General features: G+C 38.2%; 20 protein-coding genes. 16 read left to right on the plus strand and 4 right to left on the minus strand.

What is annotated here, in order from left to right; translation table 11 throughout:
• Positions 1–45: 45 nt before the first annotated feature.
• Positions 46–1,263, minus strand: a complete 1,218-nt coding sequence (locus QE357_RS03635) for a voltage-gated chloride channel family protein (RefSeq protein WP_309705908.1) — start codon at positions 1,261–1,263, stop codon at positions 46–48.
• 8 nt (positions 1,264–1,271) lie between these two features.
• A complete protein-coding gene (locus QE357_RS03640; protein WP_309705911.1) occupies positions 1,272–1,775 on the minus strand; it encodes a cupin domain-containing protein in 504 nt (167 codons plus the stop codon).
• 356 nt (positions 1,776–2,131) lie between these two features.
• Here QE357_RS03640 and QE357_RS03645 point away from each other — a divergent pair, with 356 nt between their 5' ends.
• The 3 genes from QE357_RS03645 (at position 2,132) to QE357_RS03655 (ending at position 4,392) form a co-directional block, all read left to right on the plus strand.
• On the plus strand, positions 2,132–2,674 hold the full coding sequence (locus QE357_RS03645) for an RNA polymerase sigma factor (protein ID WP_106636868.1): 543 nt from the start codon (positions 2,132–2,134) through the stop codon (positions 2,672–2,674).
• Between the two features lie 64 nt (positions 2,675–2,738).
• Positions 2,739–3,329, plus strand: a complete 591-nt coding sequence (locus tag QE357_RS03650) for a hypothetical protein (protein ID WP_307142042.1) — start codon at positions 2,739–2,741, stop codon at positions 3,327–3,329.
• Positions 3,313–4,392 carry a hypothetical protein gene (locus QE357_RS03655; protein ID WP_309705916.1) on the plus strand — a complete coding sequence of 360 codons (1,080 nt, stop codon included), beginning with the start codon at positions 3,313–3,315 and terminating at the stop codon, positions 4,390–4,392. The genes QE357_RS03650 and QE357_RS03655 overlap by 17 nt, the downstream gene beginning before the upstream one ends.
• 308 nt (positions 4,393–4,700) lie before the next feature.
• Here the strand turns inward: QE357_RS03655 and QE357_RS03660 are convergent, their stop codons facing one another.
• Entirely contained in the window at positions 4,701–5,339 is a 639-nt protein-coding gene (locus QE357_RS03660; RefSeq protein WP_157830336.1) for an alpha/beta hydrolase, read from the minus strand.
• Between the two features lie 294 nt (positions 5,340–5,633).
• On the opposite strand from QE357_RS03660, the gene typA reads away from it, so the two are divergent.
• A complete protein-coding gene (gene typA / locus QE357_RS03665; protein ID WP_106636873.1) occupies positions 5,634–7,451 on the plus strand; it encodes a translational GTPase TypA in 1,818 nt (605 codons plus the stop codon).
• 54 nt (positions 7,452–7,505) lie between these two features.
• Here the strand turns inward: typA and QE357_RS03670 are convergent, their stop codons facing one another.
• The gene (locus QE357_RS03670; RefSeq protein WP_309705919.1) at positions 7,506–8,645 is read right to left on the minus strand and encodes an acyltransferase; all 1,140 of its coding nucleotides are present in this window, start codon (positions 8,643–8,645) and stop codon (positions 7,506–7,508) included.
• A gap of 485 nt (positions 8,646–9,130) precedes the next feature.
• On the opposite strand from QE357_RS03670, the gene QE357_RS03675 reads away from it, so the two are divergent.
• The 12 genes from QE357_RS03675 to QE357_RS03730 all read left to right on the plus strand — a co-directional run bounded on the left by QE357_RS03675 (position 9,131) and on the right by QE357_RS03730 (position 23,344).
• The gene (locus QE357_RS03675) at positions 9,131–10,573 is read left to right on the plus strand and encodes a glycosyltransferase (RefSeq protein ID WP_309705921.1); all 1,443 of its coding nucleotides are present in this window, start codon (positions 9,131–9,133) and stop codon (positions 10,571–10,573) included.
• A 42-nt stretch (positions 10,574–10,615) separates the two neighbouring features.
• Positions 10,616–11,371 carry a glycosyltransferase family 2 protein gene (locus tag QE357_RS03680; RefSeq protein WP_309705925.1) on the plus strand — a complete coding sequence of 252 codons (756 nt, stop codon included), beginning with the start codon at positions 10,616–10,618 and terminating at the stop codon, positions 11,369–11,371.
• A gap of 408 nt (positions 11,372–11,779) precedes the next feature.
• Positions 11,780–13,897, plus strand: coding sequence for an SLBB domain-containing protein (locus QE357_RS03685; protein ID WP_309705929.1), 2,118 nt, complete (start codon positions 11,780–11,782; stop codon positions 13,895–13,897).
• Between the two features lie 236 nt (positions 13,898–14,133).
• Complete coding sequence (locus QE357_RS03690) at positions 14,134–15,213, plus strand: hypothetical protein (protein WP_309705931.1); 1,080 nt, start codon at positions 14,134–14,136, stop codon at positions 15,211–15,213.
• Between the two features lie 160 nt (positions 15,214–15,373).
• Positions 15,374–16,291, plus strand: coding sequence for a nucleotide-diphospho-sugar transferase (locus tag QE357_RS03695; RefSeq protein WP_309705934.1), 918 nt, complete (start codon positions 15,374–15,376; stop codon positions 16,289–16,291).
• Positions 16,292–16,336: 45 nt separating this feature from the next.
• Positions 16,337–17,269, plus strand: coding sequence for a nucleotide-diphospho-sugar transferase (locus QE357_RS03700; protein WP_309705936.1), 933 nt, complete (start codon positions 16,337–16,339; stop codon positions 17,267–17,269).
• Positions 17,270–17,280: 11 nt separating this feature from the next.
• Positions 17,281–18,390: a glycosyltransferase family 1 protein gene (locus QE357_RS03705; RefSeq protein ID WP_309705938.1), complete on the plus strand. Its 1,110-nt coding sequence runs from the start codon at positions 17,281–17,283 to the stop codon at positions 18,388–18,390.
• Positions 18,391–18,485: 95 nt separating this feature from the next.
• Positions 18,486–19,199 (plus strand): glycosyltransferase family 2 protein, encoded by a 714-nt coding sequence (locus QE357_RS03710; RefSeq protein WP_309705941.1) that lies wholly within the window; start codon positions 18,486–18,488, stop codon positions 19,197–19,199.
• Between the two features lie 152 nt (positions 19,200–19,351).
• A complete protein-coding gene (locus tag QE357_RS03715; protein WP_309705944.1) occupies positions 19,352–20,551 on the plus strand; it encodes an O-antigen polymerase in 1,200 nt (399 codons plus the stop codon).
• Entirely contained in the window at positions 20,548–21,621 is a 1,074-nt protein-coding gene (locus QE357_RS03720) for a glycosyltransferase family 4 protein (RefSeq protein ID WP_309705947.1), read from the plus strand. Before QE357_RS03715 ends, QE357_RS03720 begins: the two co-directional genes overlap by 4 nt.
• Positions 21,622–21,623: 2 nt before the next feature.
• On the plus strand, positions 21,624–22,232 hold the full coding sequence (locus QE357_RS03725; protein WP_309705950.1) for a hypothetical protein: 609 nt from the start codon (positions 21,624–21,626) through the stop codon (positions 22,230–22,232).
• On the plus strand, positions 22,220–23,344 hold the full coding sequence (locus QE357_RS03730) for a glycosyltransferase (protein WP_309705951.1): 1,125 nt from the start codon (positions 22,220–22,222) through the stop codon (positions 23,342–23,344). Before QE357_RS03725 ends, QE357_RS03730 begins: the two co-directional genes overlap by 13 nt.
• Positions 23,345–23,349: the final 5 nt, after the last annotated feature.

Genomic DNA, 23,349 nt, shown 5'->3' on the forward strand with positions numbered 1-23,349 from the left:
TTTCAGGATGTACTAACTTCCCGAAAGTTTACTTAAAGCTAATAACTAAAACTTCCCACTACCGATTTTCTGCGAGCGATAAATCCCGGCGTTACCCGAAAAAAGATAAGCAATGAAACAGGCAAGAGCCAGGTAAGGGGCACTCTCTGTTCCGAAAAGCTCAATACCCATGATCGTGCTGGCTAGCGGGGTATTAGATGCTCCAGCGAAAACAGCTACAAAACCAATTCCGGCCATTAACCCCACAGGTAACTGAAGAAGCTGAGCGGCAGCATTCCCAAACGTTGCTCCAATAAAAAATAGAGGCGTTACTTCGCCACCCTTAAAGCCAACGCCCAGCGTAAACGTCGTGGAAAGCGTTTTCATAATCCAGTCGTACCAGGGCAGAGGATCATGAAAGGAAGACACGATGGTAGGGATGCCGAGTCCGATGTATTTCGTTGTACCCGAAAGCCAGATGGCCAAAGCGATAAAAATGCCGCCAAGCATGGGACGAAAAGGAGGGAAGCTAATGTAGGTTTTTACTTGTCTGGCCCAGAAATGAGTTAACTCCGCGAAAAGCCTGCTAATTAGCCCAAAGGCCATGCTGGCTAAGGCAATCTTTATAAATAAGCTGACACTAAAAGCCGGAACCAGATTAATGGCATAATGCGTATGCCCAACGCCCCACCAATGGCAGGTTTGATCGGCAAATAAGGCAGCTAATAAACTGGGAATGAGAGCTTCGTAACCTAATTGTCCAATGATGAAAACTTCCAGAGCAAAGACGGTGCCGGCCAGCGGAGTGCCAAAAACGGAGGCGAAACCTGCACTAATACCCGTCACTAACAGCGTTTTTCGATCAATGTTCGATAACTTAAAAAGTTTGGTGAACTGATCGGCAATGGCCCCTCCCATCTGTACAGCCGTACCTTCCCGCCCTGCCGATCCGCCAAATACATGGGTCAACAAGGTGGTTATTAACACCAGTGGAGCCATTTTAAAGGGAATGATTTTCGTGGGATTCTGCCATTCTTCAATGAGCTGGTTATTACCCTTCACGACGCTTTCTCCCCAGTAATGATAAATGGCCCCGACGAGAAAACCACCCAGTGGTAGTAAAGCAATGATCCATAAATGACTTTCCCGATACTGCGTTATGGCATCGAGCGAAACCAGAAAAAAGGCAGAAGCTGAACCCACTAGTGTTCCAACGAGAGCACTTAACCCTAGCCAGCGGAGAAGATAAATGAAGGGGTGATTCAGTTTGGTTACAATGGGCATAGTCCCGATTATGAATGCGTAAGTTCTTGAATGAGTGTTTGATACGCAGGATTCGTCGAAATAACGGTTTGATGAGTGGATAACTCAAAATCGGCAAAGTCGAACCCGGGAGCGACTGTACAGCCTACCAGTGCATACGTCGTTCCTGCCGCCGGACGTGAAGCAAACCAATACCCCGCCGGAACAACGGCCTGAAACACTTCGCCTTTGTCAGGATCCGAACCGAGACGAATGATTTCCAGATGACCATCGGTATCAAATACGAAAACTTCCAGTGGATCACCCGCGTAAAAGTGCCAGACTTCATCGGACTGAATGCGGTGCAGAGCGGAGAAATGATGACTTTCTAGTAAAAAATAAATGGCTGTACTTAAATGACGGTCGCCCGTAAAACGACCGGGCAAGGCACTTTGGTCAATGGTTTCCGTCGAACGGTACGTTTCTGCAAAATAACCCCCTTCGGGGTGTGCTTGCATCTGGTATTTCTCAATCCAATAGGTGGCTGGTTTCATATCAAAATAGTCAAGGCCAATTTTTAAGCTAAAAATTTTAAAGAAGTATATATTCTTTAAGCAGCAAAAGAATATATGTAAATACACTGGTTACCAGTTTGTTAGGTATAGGTACGATTTGACTCGAATTAACTGTGCTGGTTAAAAGTACGATAGTCCATCTGTGAAAATGGAAAAATTATAAAAGTTACATGCAACATTTCAGAAGAAGAGCTTGTCTTTCCCTCGAAATTGATTCAATAAAGCAGAGCAAATCATTTTGTGTAAAGGGCTGAAGAAGAGAGAAATGATAGGATAGAGGGGTAATTGAATCAATTTCTATAAAACCCGGAACCTACCTGTCTTTTTGAAATCATTTGGAGCAGACTTTGTACATAGATCGGCATTATTCACTTGTTGAAGCCTGTAAACGGGGTGACCGTAAGGCTCAGTACGAGCTGTATCGGCTGTACTCGAAGTCGATGTTCAACGTGTGCATGCGAATCCTGAATCACATGGGCGAGGCCGAAGATGTCTTGCAGGAAGCCTTTCTGGACGCGTTCCAGAAAATTCATGACTTCCGGCAAACCAGCACCTTCGGGGCCTGGCTGAAACAGATCGTCGTTAACCGAGCCATCAATCAGCTACGCCAACGTAAGCTGGAATGGGTTGATGTGGAAGAAGCCGACTCGGTGGGCGAAGAAGTAAGTATTCCGCAGGAGGAAACCGATTGGGAGATAGAACGCGTACGTTTGGGCATTCAGCAATTACCCGATGGTTTCAGAACGGTTCTGAGTTTATACCTGCTGGAAGGGTATGACCACGAAGAGATTGCCAACATATTGAATATCTCGGAATCAACCTCGCGGACGCAGTATATGCGGGCCAAACGCAAATTAGTAGAGTTATTAACGGAATAAGCTGGATGCTTGTCCAGTTATTATTTCAAGATAAATTGTTAGTAATCAAGAGCCATTAATACCCATGAAAAAAGATCGTATTGAACGTTTTATTCGGGATAATCGGGAGGACTTTGATTCTTTCGAGCCGCCGCTGGGCCTGTGGGCCGAGATTGAGCGGCGACTACCCGAAGTCATAATTCCAGCGGAGGAGGAAACGAAAATCATTCCACTGGGAAAACAGAAATCAATTTGGAGTAAGGCATTTACCGGCAAAAACTGGGGCATCGCAGCGGGCATCATCTTCTTGCTGGGGTTGGGATTTTTCGCGGGTCACTACGCGATCAAACCTAGCCATACTGACCCAATTATTGCAGAAGTTAGTCCAGAAGAAGGTAAAATGGCCTTTCGTTATGCTTCTCTGATCGAAACCAAACGGGCTGAAATTAAGTCTATTGAAGGGTCGAATCCTCAGTTGTACAAAGAATTTGCGGGTGAAATTCAACGGTTAGAAGTTGATTATCAGAATTTGCGTTCGGAATTATCCCAGACCCCTAATCAGGAAGAAATCGTAGAAGCTATGATCCAAAATTTACAAATGCAGCTTGATATCCTGAATCGTCAATTACAAATTATTCAAAAAATATCCAAACCTAGCCATGAGAAGACTATTTAGCGGAGTGGGCCTGGCCTTGTTTTGGGTACTGCCCCTGCTGGCTTTTGACCAGACCGGAACTCTTTCGGAACGTAAACGCAGTATCGTTAAATCTTTCAGCGTATCGCAGCGGGATCGCCTGTTTGTTTCGAATCAGCACGGTGAAACAAAGATTAATATCTGGGATAAAAACGAAGTCCGGGCTGAGATTGTCATCATTGGTTATGGTAAAGATGACGAAGAAGCTCAACGGTTTATCGAAGCCATTGGCATTGACGAAGCCCGCACGAGTAACCAGATCCGTCTGGAAACCCGGTATAACGAACCTAAAAGTGATAACTGGAACTGGCGAAACTGGGGACGTTCGAACGAAAGCGATGGCAAGACGCGGGGCGTGAAAATCAGCTATGTAGTGTATATGCCCAAGTACATGCCACTGGATCTGCAAAGCCGTTTTGCCAATGCTACTCTGGCGGATTTTTCAGCTCCTTTACGGGCTAATACCCAGTACGGTGATTTTGTGGCAGATCGGTTAATGAATACCGATAATGAGATTCGGGTGGATTATGGAAAAGCTGTGATTCGTCAGTTGAATGAAGGTAATTTGAGAATTCAATATTCGAAACTGGAACTGGATAAAGCAGATCGTCTGCGATTGATTATTAACTATGGTTCGCTGATGCTGGAAGAAGTCTCCGATCTGGATGCAACGATTCAGTATTCAAAGGGGAAAATTGGTAAATTGAAAGAGCAGGGACGGTTGAATATTAACTATTCTGATAATCTTCAGCTACCCGTTTTAACGAATTCGGTGAAGAATCTGGACGTTCGTTGTAATTATACCACCGTTCGTCTACCCGTCCGTGACAATCAGGATATGGACTTCGACGTAACGGTAACCTACGCCAATTTTGGGTATCCCAACGCCTTACCAATCAATTTTGAAGTCAAGGACGACGGAACCGACGATACCCGCCAGCGATACGTACCTAAAAGCACCAAAGTCTACAGAGGCAAAGTGGGCAAAGGAGGGAGTAACGTACGGATTGTCTCTAATTACGGCGGTGTAAAGTTTGTGAATTAACGAGAAGAGTGACCCAACTGGGTCGCTCTTCTCATTTTAGAAGGGTTCTTTTGCTAATTCCTAACGGTTATTAGAGAACGAAGAAGCTTATTATTGCTCTTTAGGATTTGCAATTCGAAAGCGATCTGTAAGGGATTTATAATCCCACAAAGGCACCGACAACCGCCTTTTACCCATACGCCATAAAGTCGCGTCTCTACATTATAGAAAAAATACATCTACCCTCCGCAGTCGCTCGGCTCTAGCCGAGCGACTGCGGGTACCGCGGGTAGAACAAAAAAGGTGACTAAACTTCGTCGCTTGTTTTGTTAAATGTCAAAATGCTTTTTAAGCCATTCTTTCGTTAACTGCAAGTCCTTCTGCGTTAAGTTATGACTGCTTGGAATAAGCTCATGCTGTACCTGAAAACCTGCCGTTTCCAGCAGATGTTCGTAATCTTTCATGGCTTTGGGCTGGTAATAAGGGTCCGAACTGCCAGAAGTTAATAATACCGGAGCTTTATTAGATTCCAGTGGTTTTTCTTCGGGCAAGGGTAACATAGGCCGCCAGAAAGCGGCTCCGCTTAGTAAGGTAGGGTACTTCTGAAGAATAGCCCCACCAATGTTAGCACCATTGGAATAACCCAGAGCGATTAACTTACTTTGATCAAAACCCAGTTTGCCAGCAATGTCCTGCAAACTGCTTACCAGCTCTTCCGTTCGGAAATGGAGGTCGGCGTGATCAAAAATGCCCGTTCCCATGCGGCGGAAAAAGCGGGTCGTATACCCATTTTCGAGAACGTTACCGCGAAATCCCAGCAGGTTGGTTTGACCTTCGGTTAACTCTTCCGCCAGATGAATGAGATCATTCTCATCGCCACCCGTACCATGCAGCAGGACAAGGGTATAACGCTGAGCGGCTTGCTCATTAGCGGCTACAAACCGATATTTTAAAGGGGTAAAATTCATGGAGATGGAAATAAGATGAAGGATATAATAGTCATACAAAATTTGATTCAAAAAGGTTTGTATAGAACTTAAGGAGTAATATTTTAGGGGAGGGAACTTTCTCTAATAAATTATTATTCAGGAAGATAGTGATTTAAAGCCGGAAAATTTCTAATTTTGCGGGCATTTTCATTGACGGTTATCCGTAAACTTAAAGATCTGTGATTCATAGAATGGAATGGCAGGTGGTGCATGGCACCGATGGTACACGCTGCGGATAATTGAAACAACGACATCAGAAAACTTTCTTCTCCGATGCAAAGCATCCGTAACATTGCCATTATTGCCCACGTTGACCACGGCAAAACCACATTGGTGGATAAAATCATCCACTACAGCAAACTTTTCCGGGAAAACCAGGAATTCAACGACCTGATTCTCGACAACAACGATCTGGAACGCGAACGCGGAATTACGATTCTTTCAAAGAACGTATCAGTTCGTTACAAAGACGTTAAAATCAACATCATCGATACTCCAGGTCACGCCGACTTCGGGGGTGAGGTAGAACGCGTACTGAAAATGGCCGACGGCGTATGTTTGCTCGTCGATGCTTTCGAAGGTCCCATGCCTCAGACCCGTTTCGTATTATCGAAAGCCATCTCTTTAGGCTTAAAGGTAATTGTGGTTGTGAACAAGGTAGATAAAGAAAACTGCCGTCCTGAAGAAGTTCAGGAAAACGTATTTGACCTGATGTTCAACCTGGGTGCTACGGAAGATCAATTAGACTTCCCAACCCTGTTTGGTTCAGGTAAAGGTGGCTGGATGAGCACTGATTATCGCAATAAAACGGAAGACATCAGTCCTCTGTTAGACGCGATCATCGAAAGCGTTCCTCCTGCTCCTCAACCCGAAGGTATTCCTCAGATGCAGGTTACTTCTTTAGATTTCTCGCAATTCACGGGTCGTATTGCCATCGGTCGTGTTTTCCAGGGAACGCTGAAAGAAGGTGCTTCGATGGGTCTTTGTAAAGCAGACGGAAGCGTGAAACGCGTTCGTATCAAAGAACTTCAGGTATTCGAAGGTTTAGGCCGTGCGAAAGTAGCAGAAGTAGGGGCCGGTGATATCTGTGCCATTACAGGTCTGGAAGATTTCGAAATTGGTGATACCGTTACTGATTACGACAATCCTCAGCCGCTGGATCGTATCGCGGTAGATGAGCCTACGATGAGTATGCTTTTCACGATTAATAACTCACCTTTCTTCGGTAAAGAAGGTAAATTCGTAACGTCTCGTCACTTACGCGATCGTCTGTACAAAGAGATCGAGAAAAACCTGGCCTTACGCGTACAACCAACCGATAGCGAAGACCGTTTCTTAGTATTTGGTCGTGGAATCCTCCACTTGTCAGTTCTGATTGAAACGATGCGTCGGGAAGGTTATGAATTGCAGGTAGGTCAGCCCCAGGTATTATACAAAGACATCGATGGCGTTCGTCACGAGCCTATCGAGTTAATGGTAGTAGACGTTCCTGAAGAAACGGCTGGTAAAGTAATCGAATTAGCAACCCAACGTAAGGGTGAGCTGATGATTATGGAACCTAAAGGTGACGTGCAACACCTGGAATTCAACATTCCTTCACGTGGTCTGATTGGTCTGCGTTCGGATGTGTTAACAGCTACATTTGGTGAAGCTGTAATGACGCACCGCTTTAAGTCGTACGAACCTTTCAAAGGCCCCATTGCTGGTCGTATTAACGGTTCAATCATTTCAAAAGGAACGGGAACGGCTACGGCTTACACCATCGATAAACTTCAGGATCGCGGTCGCTTCTTCATCGATGCGGGCGAGGAAATCTACGAAGGTATGGTAGTAGGTGAGCACAACCGTAACAACGACATCGTAGTAAACTTACAGGAAGCCAAGAAATTAACGAACATGCGTGCGTCAGGTTCTGACGACAGCGTTCGGATCATTCCTAAGGTTAACTTCTCACTGGAAGATTCAATGGAATACATCCAGAAAGATGAATACCTGGAGATTACTCCAAAATCGATGCGTATGCGTAAAATTTACCTCGACGAAAACGAGCGTAAACGTGCAGAAAGCAAAGGAGCTTTTGCTGATTTATAGTAGAAGCTATTCAATAAATAAAAAGGGGCAATCCAATTTTGGATTAGCCCCTTTTTATTTATTCTTCATTCTTGAGCTTACGTAATGTCCAATCTGAATTGATTTAAGTTCAATGAAGAGATATAACACGTAAGAAATTGCAAAGGTGATTAGAAAAGGTATAATCAGGGTAAGGGGTGTTTTTAAATACGAATGGATGGTTAATCGATTAACGAGATCAATTAAATCCCCCATAATGGGCTGATGAATTAGATAAATGCTATAACTGCAAAGCCCTACATAAACAATGGGTTTTTCAATCCATTGGTACTTCTTCCTATTGAGTTGATAAGAAGAAAACAATAACCGATCGATGATTAATGCGAACATAAAAGCCGCCATTAAGAAAGATAAATAGGAGAATAGAAATAAGAAAACCTTACTAACGACAAAGAAGACAACAAACAGACAAATACCCGTATCTGATATGTTAAACGTCCGTTTATGATTATAATAATTTTCAGCAATTAAAGCACCCCAGGCCCAAATAATCCAGGAATTAATTACAAAAGTAATTTCGCTTAATTTTTGGCTTTGAATGTAAATTAAAAAAGAGATGCTGATTAAATGCCAAACGAATAATACCCAGCAGAGGGTAGAAATCGACCATTTCTTTCGTAGGTATAAAAACAAAGGGTAAAGTAGATATAACTGAACTTCCAGTGCAAGACTCCAGAAGGAAGAATTAATACCAAAAATAATTCGACTATCTCCCGATAAATTATGAACCATTAGCAAGTGAGTAAAAAAGGCTTGTTTACCAATAGGGGCCTTGAAGTAATACAGGATTTGATCGGAGCTTCTAAAAACAAAAAATAATAGAATCAGAAGATAAGGAGGATAAATACGCCAGAATCGTCGTGAAAAAAAATCTCTGCCATTAAATGCTTTTTCTTTTCTCAGATAGGAATAATGTATAAGGAAGCCACTAATCACTAAAAAAAGCTGAACGCCCACATGCCCAAAAGCAAGGGGTGAAAAAGTAGTATAAAGTTTATGGATTGTAATGGGTTCATTAAAAATGAAATCAGTAGTGATGGGAAAGTAATCGTTTACGGTATGAATGTGCCAGTGATATCCGAAAACAGCCAAAATAGCTACGCCCCGGAGCAGGTCAAAGAGTTCAAGCTGTTGAGGATAAGAACTTGATTTCATTCAAATGATAATTAAATATATGGTGGCTTACTTGTGTTGAAGGTCAAAGAAATAGTGACTGATCAATAGACCGATTAAGGTGTCACCTATCAGAACTCATATAGAAAAACAAATCCTGCGACAAGGGAGTCGTTTCAACCGCGTATGCAATGCTAAATGCTTGCGTTTGAGACCTTGGAATAAGGCTTTATCCTCCAGTAGCCTTTGATCCAGGCAATCATAGTAGTATCATCACAATCAAAAGAAGCTTTAACAATAGTACAAAAGTTAGTACGTCAGAAATACCATTGCATCTAAACACACCCTGCTGATCCTGGAAATGTGAAGGCAAAGGCTTAGAGGTCTGGTTTATAACCGATGAAAGTGATCAGATGTTTTACGAAGTAAGATAGAGGTATTTCTCGCGTTGGAATGTAATTAATCCGGGGAGCAATGATTGCGGGGAGCCGTTGCGTTGTATTTTTGCCAATTCGAGTATTACCCCTATGCAAGAATCAGGTCAGCTTTTGAATCAGGAAAAATTCGTCCATCTGGATTATTTTGAACGGATCGCCTCTAGTCAGGTCTCTTACCGTCGTAAGAAAAAATACTATTGGGATGAGATTACCCATTACTGCAATTACTTCTCCCACGAAGATTTGTCGGTTTTAGAGGTCGGATGTGGCACTGGAGAGCTCCTGGGGCAGATCAGAGGCGAACGCAAAACGGGTATTGACTTCAGCGAAGGCATGATTCGGGTGGCTCGTCAGCAGTTCCCAGACGTACGTTTTGAATTAATGACAGCCCAGGAAATCCACTTGAATGAGACCTACGATCTTATTATTCTGTCTAATCTGATTGGTTACATTGATGACGTTCAGGCTCTTTTTGAACAGCTGCGACCGCTGTGCCATGATCGCACAAAAATCATTGTTAACTACTATAATTTCCTCTGGGAGCCTTTCCTGAAATTTGCTGAGTGGTTAGGGTTGAAACGAAAAACTCCCCGTCAGAACTGGCTTTCCCGCATGGATGTGGACAATTTGCTAAATCTGGCCGGATTTGATGTGTACCGGAACAGTTTGCGAATGTTATGTCCTTTTTATATTCCGCTGATTTCTACGTTTCTCAATAAATACGTAGCCAAACTGCCGATTATCAGGCATTTATCCATTAATCAATACAGTTTTGCCAAGCCACTCAAGGAAGTGGAGCAGTGGGAAAACCGCTTTTCAACGAGCATCGTTATCCCTGCTCGTAACGAAAGCGGAAATATTGAAAATGCATTGTTGCGAATGCCTAAATTTGGTAAGCATCAGGAGATTATTTTCGTAGAGGGTAACTCAACGGACGATACCTGGGCAACGATTCAACGCATAGCAGAGCAATACAAAGACCAGTTTGATATTAAGATTCTTCAGCAGGATGGCAAAGGAAAGGGCAATGCCGTTCGAAATGGTTTTGCTGTGGCAACGGGTGATATTCTAATGATTCTTGATGCGGATTTAACCGTCCCGCCCGAAGATCTGCCCAAATTTTATAATGCCATTGCTTCCGGGAAAGGGGATTTTGTAAATGGCTCGCGGTTGGTTTATCCGATGGAAAAGAAAGCCATGCGTTTTCTTAACCTGCTAGGCAACAAATTCTTCAGCCTACTGTTTTCTTGGTTACTGGACAGACCGTTCAAAGACACGTTATGCGGAACGAAAGTGATTTTCAGGACGGATTATTACCGCTTAATAGAAAACCGCAAGTTCTTCGGAGATTTTGATCCTTTCGGAGATTTTGATCTGATTTTTGGAGCTTTCAAATTAAATCTCAAGATCGTGGAAGTTCCCATTCGGTATCGGGAGCGGACGTACGGGGATACCAATATTTCCCGGTTCAAACACGGTTTCATCCTTCTTCAAATGTGTGCCTTTGCGGCCCGCAAACTTAAATTTATTTAAGCCCGCTCACCTATCGTTTTAGCTGGTGAATCATGTATACCTATGTCGGATCTGCCTAAGATTTCTATTATAACGGTTGTTTACAACGGTGCAGCCACGATTGAAGATACCGTTCGCTCGGTTTTGTCGCAGGATTATCCTTCTGTTGAGTATATCATTATTGATGGAGCATCCAAAGACGATACCCTGGCTCGTCTGAACCCCTACAGAGACCGGATCGCTCAATTGGTAAGTGAACCCGATAAGGGCATTTGGGATGCTATGAATAAGGGATTAAAGCGAGCTACGGGCGATGTGATCGGTATTTTAAACTCAGATGATGTATATGCTCACAGTGGAGTGTTGTCCAAAATAATGCAGTCATTTGAGGCGAATCCGATGGCAGAGGCGGTCTATGGTAATCTGAAATACATGGATACCTCTCTGACTAAAGTAATTCGAAATTGGAAGTCGAGAGCGTATGACCAGACTTTTTTTGAGTACGGCGAAATGCCTCCGCACCCTACCTTTTTCGCCCGTCGATCTTTATATGATAAGATTGGTTACATCGACATGAACTTCCGCTTAGGAGCTGACTATGAGTTGACGTTCAGAGCTATGCGAGTTTATCAGTTACCTACCTACTGGGTCGATGAATGTTTGGTACATATGCGAATTGGGGGGGAATCTAATCGAAGTGTTAAAAACATTATTGATCAACACCGATTGAATATGAAGGCTTGGACAATCCATGGTTTAAAAGTTCCTTTGTCTTTTCATTATCGAAAGTTTTTGCATAGACTTAAACAGTTTTTATGACGCTTTCATGTAATATGTTAACTTTGTAGGCGTTTATTACATAATATACCAACCTAACATCGACTTATGCAGATTCTTACTCGAATAGTTACTGGCTCCCTAAAAGGATAACCTTCATAAAATCAGAGTGATAGAATTGTATTTTTAAGATAGGGTTACTTTTTAAGTAGCATGCTTTTAGAAACACAATAATTTACTAAATTTCTGATTTTTTAGAACCTAATCTTAATGAAGAGAACGAATGGAGTCCGTATTCATCTTCCATGACTCTTCATTTCAGCAGGTTTTTGAGAATGAGTGAGTACTCATCCCGAAAAATCTTACTACTGCCTCTGGATCTAATCTGTATGGAGGTTTATATCTGATTATCAATAAATTAAGTACATACTTAACTGAATCATTCCAGCAATGAAGTTTAAATTACTTGTTCATGTACTAGTATTAGCCCTAATCGTAATACTTATTAATGGACAGCATTCGTATGCACAGGTAGTTAATCAGGAAAACTTATCATCGATTAAAGTAGATGCTTTATCGGATGATCAGATAAGAGCTATTATAGAGCAAATCAGGTCTGAAGGTATCGCGGATGATCAGCTCGAAAAAGTAGTATTATCCCGTGGCTTACCTCAGGAGGAAGTAGCTAAACTGAAAACCAGAATTAGTGCTTTAAAAGAAAAAGAAGGAGAGCTGGATGTCGACAACAAAGACATTGTTAATACTGTCAAAGGGAGAAAAGAATTCAAATTTGAGAAGCCTAAGTCCATTGAAAAAGAGACATTGCCTTTATACGGGTCCCAAATATTTGCCAGTCCTAATCTGTTTGATATTAATACCAATAGACCTACCCCCAGCAATTATATCGTAGGTCCTGGAGACCAGTTACAGATTAATGTATACGGTAAATCCTTGGTAGACTGGCGTGTATCCGTGACTCCGGAAGGCTTTGTGATGCTGCCCGGAATGGGAAAAGTCTACGTAGGTGGCAAGCGACTTCAACAGGCTACAAACCTGATTAAAGATCGGCTGAGAGCCAATAACTACGCCATTGGCAACGGTACTTTCGTCGATGTCAGTTTAACCAACATCAGAACCATTCAAGTAACCATCATTGGTGAAGTAGAGAAGCCAGGAACCTATCCTATGACTTCGGTTCAAACTGTTCTAAATGCTTTATACGCTTCGGGTGGACCTACCCAAAACGGATCATTCCGGGAAATAGAAGTCATTCGAAATGGTCGTGTACACAAAGTGCTGGATATTTATGATATCCTTCAACGAGCGGATATTGAGAACAATATCTACTTACAGGACGACGATATTATCCGCATTCCTGTGTATCAGGTGCGAGTAGCAATCGAAGGTGAAATCAAACGTCCGGGCATTTATGAAGTGAAAAAAGGAGAGACTTTACAGGACGTAATTAATTTCGGCGGGGGCCTTACCGATTCCGCTTATACCACTCGCATTAAAGCAGTTCAACTTACCGATACAGAGAAAAAAGTAAAAGACATCGTTAATCAGGATATTAAAACATACATTCCTCAAAAAGGAGATAAGTATATCATCGATCAAATCCTGGATCGCTTTGAAAACCGGGTGACCATTAACGGTGCCGTGTATCGCCCGGGACAATTCGAGTTAACTTCAGGACTTAAGCTTTCCGAATTAATCAGACAGGCAGACGGATTAAAGCAGGATGCCTTTGCAGAAAGGGGGTATGTGACGCGTCTTAATGAAAAGAATGAAACTCAGATTATTCAGTTTCAGGTTAAAAACGCAGCTCAGGGTGAATATGATACCTTGCAGCTTAAACGAGAGGATATTATCACCATTCCTTCCATTTTTGATTTAAGAGAGACTTATAACGTAACGGTTAATGGAAGCGTACGTAAAGGCGGAAACTTTCCCTTCTCCGAAGGAATGACGGTAGAAGACCTTATTCTAATGGCGGGAGGCTTATCTGAAGGAGCAAATACGCAACGAGTAGAAATTGCCCGCCGGATTAAAGACAGTGACCGTCAGGCGAAAGATGCGAAACTGGCTGAAATTATAACCTTGTCGATTGATAGGAATTTAACACTAGAATCTTCAAAATATAAGTTAGAACCCTACGATATTGTCTCTGTTTTCTCGGTATCTGGGTATGAAGTTCAGCGATCGGTGCAGATTCAGGGAGAGGTCATGAATCCCGGATACTTCACCTTGAGTCGTAAGGACGAAAGAGTATCTGATATTGTGAAAAGAGCTGGTGGGTTCAGTGCATACGCCTATACAAAAGCAGCAACGCTACAAAGAGGAGCAGAGAACATAGGAATAGATCTTCCTACAATCATGCAAAACCCTAGAAGCAAGTGGGACTTGTTGATGCAGAGCGGGGATATCATTGTTATTCCCATGATCAGTCAACTGGTAAAGGTTAGTGGTGAAGTATTAAGGCCCAAGAACGTTGTATTCGACAAAAGAAGTTTTAAATCCTATATTATAAATAGTGGGGGGTTTTACTCAGAATGCTATAAAACGTAAGTCTTATGTTATTCATGCCAATGGTGAAGTAAAAGCAACTCGTCGTTTCTTGTTCTGGAAAATCTATCCTGAGATTGAGCCTGGTACTCAGGTGTACGTTCCCCGCAAGCGAGAAAAGAAAGAAACTATGAGTGCTCAAAGCTGGATCGGATTAGGTACCAGTATGGCCTCGTTAGCTGCGATTATATTTGCCATTGTTAGGCGTTAATATTACTTCTATTTAACTAATTGAGAGAATGTCTGAAAATCTTCAGAATATAAAGGCAAATAAAACGATTGGTACCAATGAATTGATAATTAATATAATTCATTGGATTCGGTATATCTTAAGTAAATGGAAGGTTTTGGCCTTGTTTGCTATTATAGGATTAACTGGAGGAGTCTATTATTACAATACTCATAAAGGTAACTATACGGCAGAGTATTCTTTTATTGTATCTGGCGGAAATGGTCCTTCTGGTGGGTATTCAGGGATTGCTTCTCAATTAGGACTAGACGTTGGAGGAACATCTGGTTCTCTATTTGATGAAAATAACATTATTACTTTTTTTAGATCTCGATCAATACTGGACAAAGTATTGTATTCAAACTATAAAAATAGTGACAAATTAATTATCGATAGATATATTGAAATTAATGGAATAAAAGATAAATGGTCAAAGAATAATATATCAGCAATTAAATTTAATGCTGAGGAATCTAAAAGAACAATTCAAGAAGATAGCGTTATAAATGGTATTTATAAAATCATTGTAAAAAGTAATTTATTTGTTGATAAACCAGATAGAAAAAGCGATATCATTTACGCAAGATTTATAGGTAATGACCAGGTTTTTTGTAAAACGTTTATGGACGAATTAATGAATCAGGTTTCATTGTTTTATAAAGAAACGAAAAGTAATAATGATCTAAGAAACGTAGAAATTTTGCAGAGACAGGTCGACTCTGTTAAAAATACTTTAAATGCTTCCATACGAGGGGTAGCGGTAGCCATAGACAATACACCGAATGCAAATCCGTCGCAACAAGTAGTAAGAGTGGAATCGCAAAGAAGGGTTGTTGATGCTGAGACTAATAAAGCCTTATTAGCAGAACTAACAAAAAATTTACAGATGACTAAGATGGCTATGCAAAGGCAGCCTATACTATTACAAATTGTAGATTACCCTATTTTGCCTTTAGAATTCACCCGAACGGGATTAATTAAGACAGTGGCTATAGGAGTAATAGTATTTTTAATAATAGGACTAGTAGTAGTAGTTCTTACAAGAGTTTATACCCAAGTTAAACATCTATTTATTATAGATAAAGTGTAAATTTTTTTTATTGTTTTTTTTAATGTGAATAAAATATACAGCTGAAATGTACCTTTTAAATAACTAAATTTATTAGTCATTAAATAGTGCTGTTTAATGAGTTCTCTAGCCCTATTGAATACTATACATATTTAAATACCGAATCCTAATATCATATTTTATGCAACTGGACGTCCCGGTTTTATTTTTAATGTTCAATAGGCCTGATTTATCAGTTCAGGTATTTGCAAAGATTAGAGAGGTACAACCAAAGGCATTATACGTAGCATTGGATGGTCCAAGAGGGACTCATCCATTAGATGCGGAAAGAGTTAGTCAGTGTCTGGCTATATTGAAAGGAGTGGATTGGCCCTGTGAGGTAAAGACACTAGTACGGCAGAAGAACTTAGGGTGTGGTTTAGCCGTGAGTTCTGCCATTAGCTGGTTTTTCGAACAGGAGCCGATGGGCATCATTTTAGAGGATGACTGCGTTCCTGACGCAAGCTTTTTTAGCTTTTGTCGTGAGTTGTTGTATCGCTATGAGCATCATACAGAGGTAATGCATATTGGTGGAGTGAACTTTCAGAATGGGAAACAGCGAGGGGAGGGCTCTTATTATTTTACAAAGATTTGTCATGTGTGGGGATGGGCCAGTTGGCGTAGAGCTTGGAAACTATATGATTATGAAATGGCTGATTTCACTCAGTTTGAAGCAAATAATAGTATTAGCGAAGTAATAGAAGGGAAAAAGAATCAGAAACTCTGGATTGATAACTTTAAGCTAGTTTTAAATAAGAAAATAAATACTTGGGATTATCAGTGGGTCTATACCATATGGAGCCATAAAGGTTTATGCATATTACCTAATCAAAACTTGATCACTAATATAGGATTTATAAGTGAGGCAACTCATACAAAGACAGACGATGTAATTTATAGCAATAAAGTAACTCAGCCACTTTTAAAAATAGTTCATCCAGATAAAATTGAAGAAGATATAGAAGCTACGAAATTCTCATTAAAGACAGTCTCTAATAGCAGAAATATTTGGTATTTACGATATATTAAAATAAAGAAAAAGCTAAGACTTATGAAGTAAAAGTATACTCATTACTAGATCATTATTACCAACCTATTGAAACTTATGAATAATGCAAATTACCTGGACGTCCCGGTTTTATTTTTAATGTTCAATAGGCCTGATTTATCAGTTCAGGTATTTGCAAAGATTAGAGAGGTACAACCAAAGGCATTATACGTAGCATTGGATGGTCCAAGAGGGACTCATCCATTAGATGCGGAAAGAGTTAGTCAGTGTCTGGCTATATTGAAAGGAGTGGATTGGCCCTGTGAGGTAAAGACACTAGTACGGCAGAAGAACTTAGGGTGTGGTTTAGCCGTGAGTTCTGCCATTAGCTGGTTTTTCGAACAGGAGCCGATGGGCATCATTTTAGAGGATGACTGCGTTCCTGACGCAAGCTTTTTTAGCTTTTGTCGTGAGTTGTTGTATCGCTATGAGCATCATACAGAGGTAATGCATATTGGTGGAGTGAACTTTCAGAATGGGAAACAGCGAGGGGAGGGCTCTTATTATTTTACAAAGATTTGTCATGTGTGGGGATGGGCCAGTTGGCGTAGAGCTTGGAAATTGTATGACGCTGATATGACGTCCTTTCCAAAATTCAAAAAGTCGAAGGCTATAGATGATCTCTTTATTAAAAAAAAAGATAGAAAGTATTGGCTAAAGAATTTCGAAATGGTTCATAGCTGGAAAATTAGCTCATGGGCCTTCCCATGGACTTACAGTATATGGATTAATAATGGGTTATGTATTTTGCCCAATGTTAATTTGGTTATGAATATTGGTTTTGATGAAAGGGCTACTCATACTCAAAGTAAGGATTATATGCATAATGAAATAAAGGCTGGCCAGCTTCTAGAATTAGAACACCCCTCCTTTATTATAGAATGTGCCGAGGCTACAGAATATGCTTTGAGAAATCAGTTTTCAAATCCAAATATTTGGGTATTAAGATATCGTAGATTCAAAAAAATACTAAATGAGTTTTTTAATTGAAATATTCGAATATGAAGATTCTTTTTGATCATCAGATTTATAGTAATCAAAAATTTGGGGGTATTTCTAGGTATTTTTATGAATTATCAAGAGGAATAAAAAGCTTGGGTCATGAAATAGAAAATACTATTAAATACTCTGAAAATGTATTTACTGATGATAAGGATATTTTTAAGTACAGTAAGAAGTTGTTTTATAATTACAAAGGTAAAGGATCTTTGCAAAGTTTTTTAAATAAAAAATACAGTATACAACGAATAAGAGAAAATGATTTTGATGTATTTCATCCAACTTATTACGATACTTATTTTGTTGAAAAAAAGATATTTAAAAAACCTTTTGTGCTGACCTTTCATGATTTAATTCATGAAAAATTTGGGCATGAATATCCTGACTACCTAACGGGGGTTGATAATCTGATTAAGGCTAATAAACTTTTATTAAATAAAGCATCAAAAGTTATAGCAATTTCAGAATCCACAAAAAATGATATTATAGATTATTACAAAATAGACCCTGCCAAGATAGAAGTTGTCTACTTGGCAAGTTCGTTAAAAGATAAGAGTGTACCTGATAAACTCTTATCTAACTTACCATATATTTTATTCGTTGGTAATCGAGGGGCATATAAAAATTTTTCAATTTTCATTGAGTCGGTTTCGGAGTTACTGAAATTAGACAAAAATATTCGTGTAATTTGTGCAGGCGGGGGAAGCTTTGATGCTAAAGAAATAGAGTATTTTAAGAAATTAGGTATAGAGAACCAAATTTCTTATAGGCCTATCACTAGTGACGAAGGTTTAGCAAGCCTCTATTCAAATGCTTTGATGTTTGTTTTCCCTAGTAGATATGAAGGATTCGGAATACCTACTTTAGAAGCTTTTAACTGCGGCTGTGCAGTAGTATTGAGTAACATAAGTTCTTTACCTGAGGTAGGAGGGGATGCTGCTTTGTATATTGATCCTCAAGACCCGCATAGTATCCATAAAGCAGTAAAACTATTTTTATACGATTCAGAATTAAGAAATAAATATAAAAATCTTGCTCTAGAACGATCTAAAAAGTTTAATTGGGCAACGACTGTTGAAAAAACTGTAGATATTTATCAATCACTAGTATAATGAAAATAATAAAATCTGCTAAAGATTATTATTTAGATTTTATATATGTTAAGTTATGAAAAATAAGAATTATAAACAGCTGATTAGAAAATAAAATGAGTCATCCAAAAATAACTATTGTTACTGTCGTCTATAATGCAGTTGAGACAATTGAAGCTACTATAAGTAGCGTTTTAAGTCAAACCTATAGAAATATAGAATATATTATTATAGACGGAGAATCTTCAGATGGGACTCTAGAAATAATAAAAAAATATAGTAATGAACTATCTTTATGGGTTAGTGAGAAAGATAAGGGTATATATGATGCTATGAATAAGGCTTTAGGAATGGCTACAGGCGATTGGTTACTGTTTTTAGGTGCTGATGATCTGTTATATAGTACTAATACAATAGAGAATATATCTGGTAAATTTAAAAGTGGAGGAATATTGTATTACGGTAATACTTATTTGAAGCAATCAAATATTAAATATAACGGTAAAACTAATAAATGGCGTTTAGCTTATGGGAATATATCTCATCAGGCTATTTTTTATCCAAAGAACATGTACAAAAATAATTTATACGATTTGAATTACCCGATTTTTGCGGATCACGTATATAATATTAAACTATATGGTTTATATGCAGATAAATTTAGCTATATAGAAGACATTATTAGTATCTATAACGAGCAAGGAGTCAGTTCTACCAATAATGATAAGCATTATGCCGAAGAAATTAACTCTATTATCAATAAACATTTGGGGATGTCTGTCAACCTATATGCTCAATGTAGGCGTATGATGGCAAGTTTTTTGCGTTAATAGATATGGATCATTATTCATTTTCCTTGTTACTGTTAGATAAATTTAACTATTATATACTAGTACATATAATAGTGACGATTGTTTATCTTTTTATTTATAGAAAAATTTATTGGGGAATATTTGATCCTTTATTTTTTTCTATACTAAATATGATTAGTAGTGCAGTATGCGTATATTTTTTATATAATGAAGGTTATCTTGATTCAAAGTATAAATGGTCTTTTATTACTACTGAAATTGCTTTCTTTATAGGTATTTATTCGTCAATGTATGTTCCTAAAATTAAAGTGTTTAAAAATAGCTATGATACGGTAATTGAAAAAGATAAGGCATTATTTGAAGTTTTTGCTACTATAGTTTGTGTTATTTATATTGTTTCAGAATCTATTAACATAAAATCTCTTGGTCTGGCTCTATTCAGTAGTGATGAAATGATAAACCACGTTAATATCTATGAAGGACATGGTATATTAATGGCTTTCGTGACTTCATATAGGTTAATCTTAGCTTTTACTATCTTTTATAAAACATTCCTACTAAAGAAATCTTTGAATTTGATCAATATTGTAGCTATATCCCTTTTGTGTATAGCAACTTTAGCCAATGGTTCTAAAAGTGCTATATTTGGCTTGTTTTTTCAGTACTTTGTTATTGTCTATCCTGCAGTCTTAAAAGGGGAAGCTAAACAAATAAAGCTATCGATTTTTAATCTGGCATTATTCATTTCGTTTCCCGTAGTGATTATTATGATTCTAGCTGGAACGGACTTTAATTCGGCCGTAAGCCTTTTATATCTTCGTGTATTAATTAGTGGTGATATATTTTTACTCGGTTATAATGATGATGTTTTAGCCAGTATCAATGAGAAGTCTTTTATTCACTATGCCTTTTACCCAGGGTGGGGCACAATCTTAAAATATTTAGGTTTTAATATTAAGCCTCCAGAAATTATTGGTGTTGATGTTTTTGATTATTATTACAGCGTTCGTGAGAATGGAACCAACACCGGTGCTAATTCTAGATATAATTACATATCATTGCACTTTTTTGGATTCTACGGTGCTATTGTTTATTCAGCTATTATAGGCTTTATAGTGGGATACTTGAGAGAATTATATAAAATAATAGACTTTAAAAAGATCAAGTTTTTTTATTATTTCATTATGGCTATAATGGCATTCTTCTCACATCTATTAATAGATGACATAATTATGTTTTCAAACTATATGTTTTGGAGAATATTTTTTCTTAGTATAACCTACGTTTTTTCACTTGTATTATACGAGATAATTAAAACGTCACCTTACCAATTTTCAACAAGTTATAATACTGCCCGGAATAATATATGAGAATTTGTTTCTATATAGACACGCTTAATGGAACAGGAGGTACGGAACGTTTAACAGCAACATTAAGTAATTATTTGGTTAGTATTGGCGTAAATGTATATATTATTTCTAAAAGGGGAGGAAATAAAAGCTTTTATCAATTAGATGATAGAATAAATATTTATTCGATATATACTGACTTAGATATAAATATTTATAAAAAATACTTAACTACAATAAAAATATATAGATCAATCATTGCAGAAATTAAACCGGACTTTATAATAAATGTAGGGGTTAACTTATGCCTAGAAACTATTCCTGCTAGTCTGGGTAAACATAGTAAAATTATTTCATGGGAACATTTTAATGCCAAAGTATACCATAATTTTTACGTCAATTATTTGTCTAAATTATTAGCTTCTAAGTTTTCAGATAAAATAGTGGTACTTACAGATGAAGATAGAATTTACTATCAACAAAAATTTCATGCAAAAAGAGTGCTTGTTATTTCAAATCCGGTACCAATTGATGTGGGTGGACATGAATACAATTCGCAGTCTAAGTGTGTTTTGAATATAGGTAGATTAACTAATCAAAAAGGCATTGATTTATTAATCAAAGCTTGGGAAATTGTAAATAAAAAACATCCAGATTGGAAATTAAGAATAGTAGGAGAGGGGGACCAGAAAGAACAATTATATCAGCAAGTTAATGATTTGATTCTAAGCGATAGTATTGAGTTTGTAGCCCCTTCCTTACATGTAATCGACCATTTTAAAGAGGCGGCTTTGTTTGTTATGTCTTCGAGGTACGAAGGTTTGCCTTTGATCTTAATAGAAGCAAAATGCTTTGGTTTGCCTATCGTTAGTTTTGATTGTGATACTGGACCCAGACAGATTATCATCAATAAACAAGATGGGATATTAATTGAACCTCAGAACTACATCAAGCTGGCGGACGCTATAATAGATCTAATGGGAAACGTGAATTTAAGAATTAACTATAGTAAAATGGCCATTATAGATGGTAAACGTTTTGCTCCAAGTATATTTTATGATAACTGGAAAACATTACTGGGCCTTAACTAATTATGGGAAATTTTAAAAAAATATGGTCTGACAATACATTTTATGGGTTGTTTCGGCTGGTATGTAATTTTTTATTAACCAAGATTTTTTACCCTCAGGCTCGTATCATCAGATTTCCAATTTATATTAAAGGAAAAAATAGAATAAAAATAGGTAAAGGATTTACATCTGGTGTTGGATTAAGATTGGATTGTGAGCATATAGCGGGTTTTTCAGAACCGAAGTTAGTGATTGGCGAAAACGTCGAAGTAAATGATTATGTGCATATTGGTTGTGTACATGGCATTACGATTGAAGATAATGTCCTTATTGCCAGTAAAGTTTTTATAACAGATCACAATCATGGAATTTATTCAGGGGATCAGTTACATAGCCATCCTGATTCCGTCCCAAAAACTAGAATTGTGACTGGTAGTAAAGTCCACATAGCAAAAAATGTTTGGATTGGTGAATTGGTAACAATATTGCCAGGAGTTACTATAGGTGAAGGCACAATCATTGGTGCAAATTCTGTCGTCAGTAAAAGTATACCACCTCATTGTATAGCCGCAGGAAATCCTGCTAAAGTAGTAAAGGCCTTTAATTCAATTTCATTAAAATGGGAGAAATAATTATACCAACAATTGTTATCTCCGCTATAAATATATTTGAAGGAGGCCCGTTAACTATTCTAAAAGAATGTCTGGATTCGTTGAATAAATATTTCTCTGAATCTTACCATGTAAAGGTATATATTCATAAAAAAGAACTACTGCCTGATTATTCGAATATAGAATTGATTGAATTGCCACTATCTAGAAAAAGTTGGTTATACAGAGTCTACTATGAATATATCTATTTTAACCGAGAGTCTAAAAAAATAAAACCTTACTTATGGTTTTCGTTGCATGATACTTCTCCACTATTAACTTCATGTTTTAAACAGGCTGTCTATTGCCATAATCCTTCCATTTTCTATAAACCGTCATTAAAGGAATTGAAATATGATTATAAGCATGTTTTATTTTCTGCATTTTATTATTTCCTCTATAAAATAAATATTAAGAGTAATGATTTTGTTGTGGTGCAACAAAAATGGATACGTGACGAATTTTATAAAAAGTTTTTATTACCTATAGACAAAATTATTGTTGCCTATCCTTCAGGTATTAATACGCAAACAACTTCATTGAATTACTTGGAAAGAAGAGAAAAAATTACTTTTATATATCCTGCTTTTCCACGAGTATTTAAAAACTATGAAGTTATAGTAGAGGCAGTCCTATTGTTAAATAAGAAAGGACTAAAAAATTTTGAGGTAAAATTCACGATATCAGGTAATGAAAATGAATATGCAAGTAAAATTTATGAACAAGCATCTTCTATAGATAACATCAAATTTCTAGGGATATTACCGAGAGAGAAGCTGTTTGACGAATATTCAAAATCAGAAATACTTTTATTTCCGTCTAAATTAGAGACCTGGGGCCTTCCTTTGACTGAATGCAAACTTCTTAATAGATATATCATTTCTGCTGATTTAAGTTACGCTCGTGAAACTGTTGGTGATTATGAAAACATATCTTTTTTTAATCCTGATTCTGCTGAGCAGTTAGCTAGTTTAATGGAAGGAGCTATTAATAATGACAGTAGTATTTGGCATGGGAATACTAAACCTGTGGTTAATCTGCCATTTACAAATAATTGGAAACAATTATTTGACTTACTACTTTTAGAAAACTAAAACAG

Source organism: Siphonobacter sp. SORGH_AS_0500, from assembly GCF_031453245.1.
GTDB lineage: Bacteria > Bacteroidota > Bacteroidia > Cytophagales > Spirosomataceae > Siphonobacter.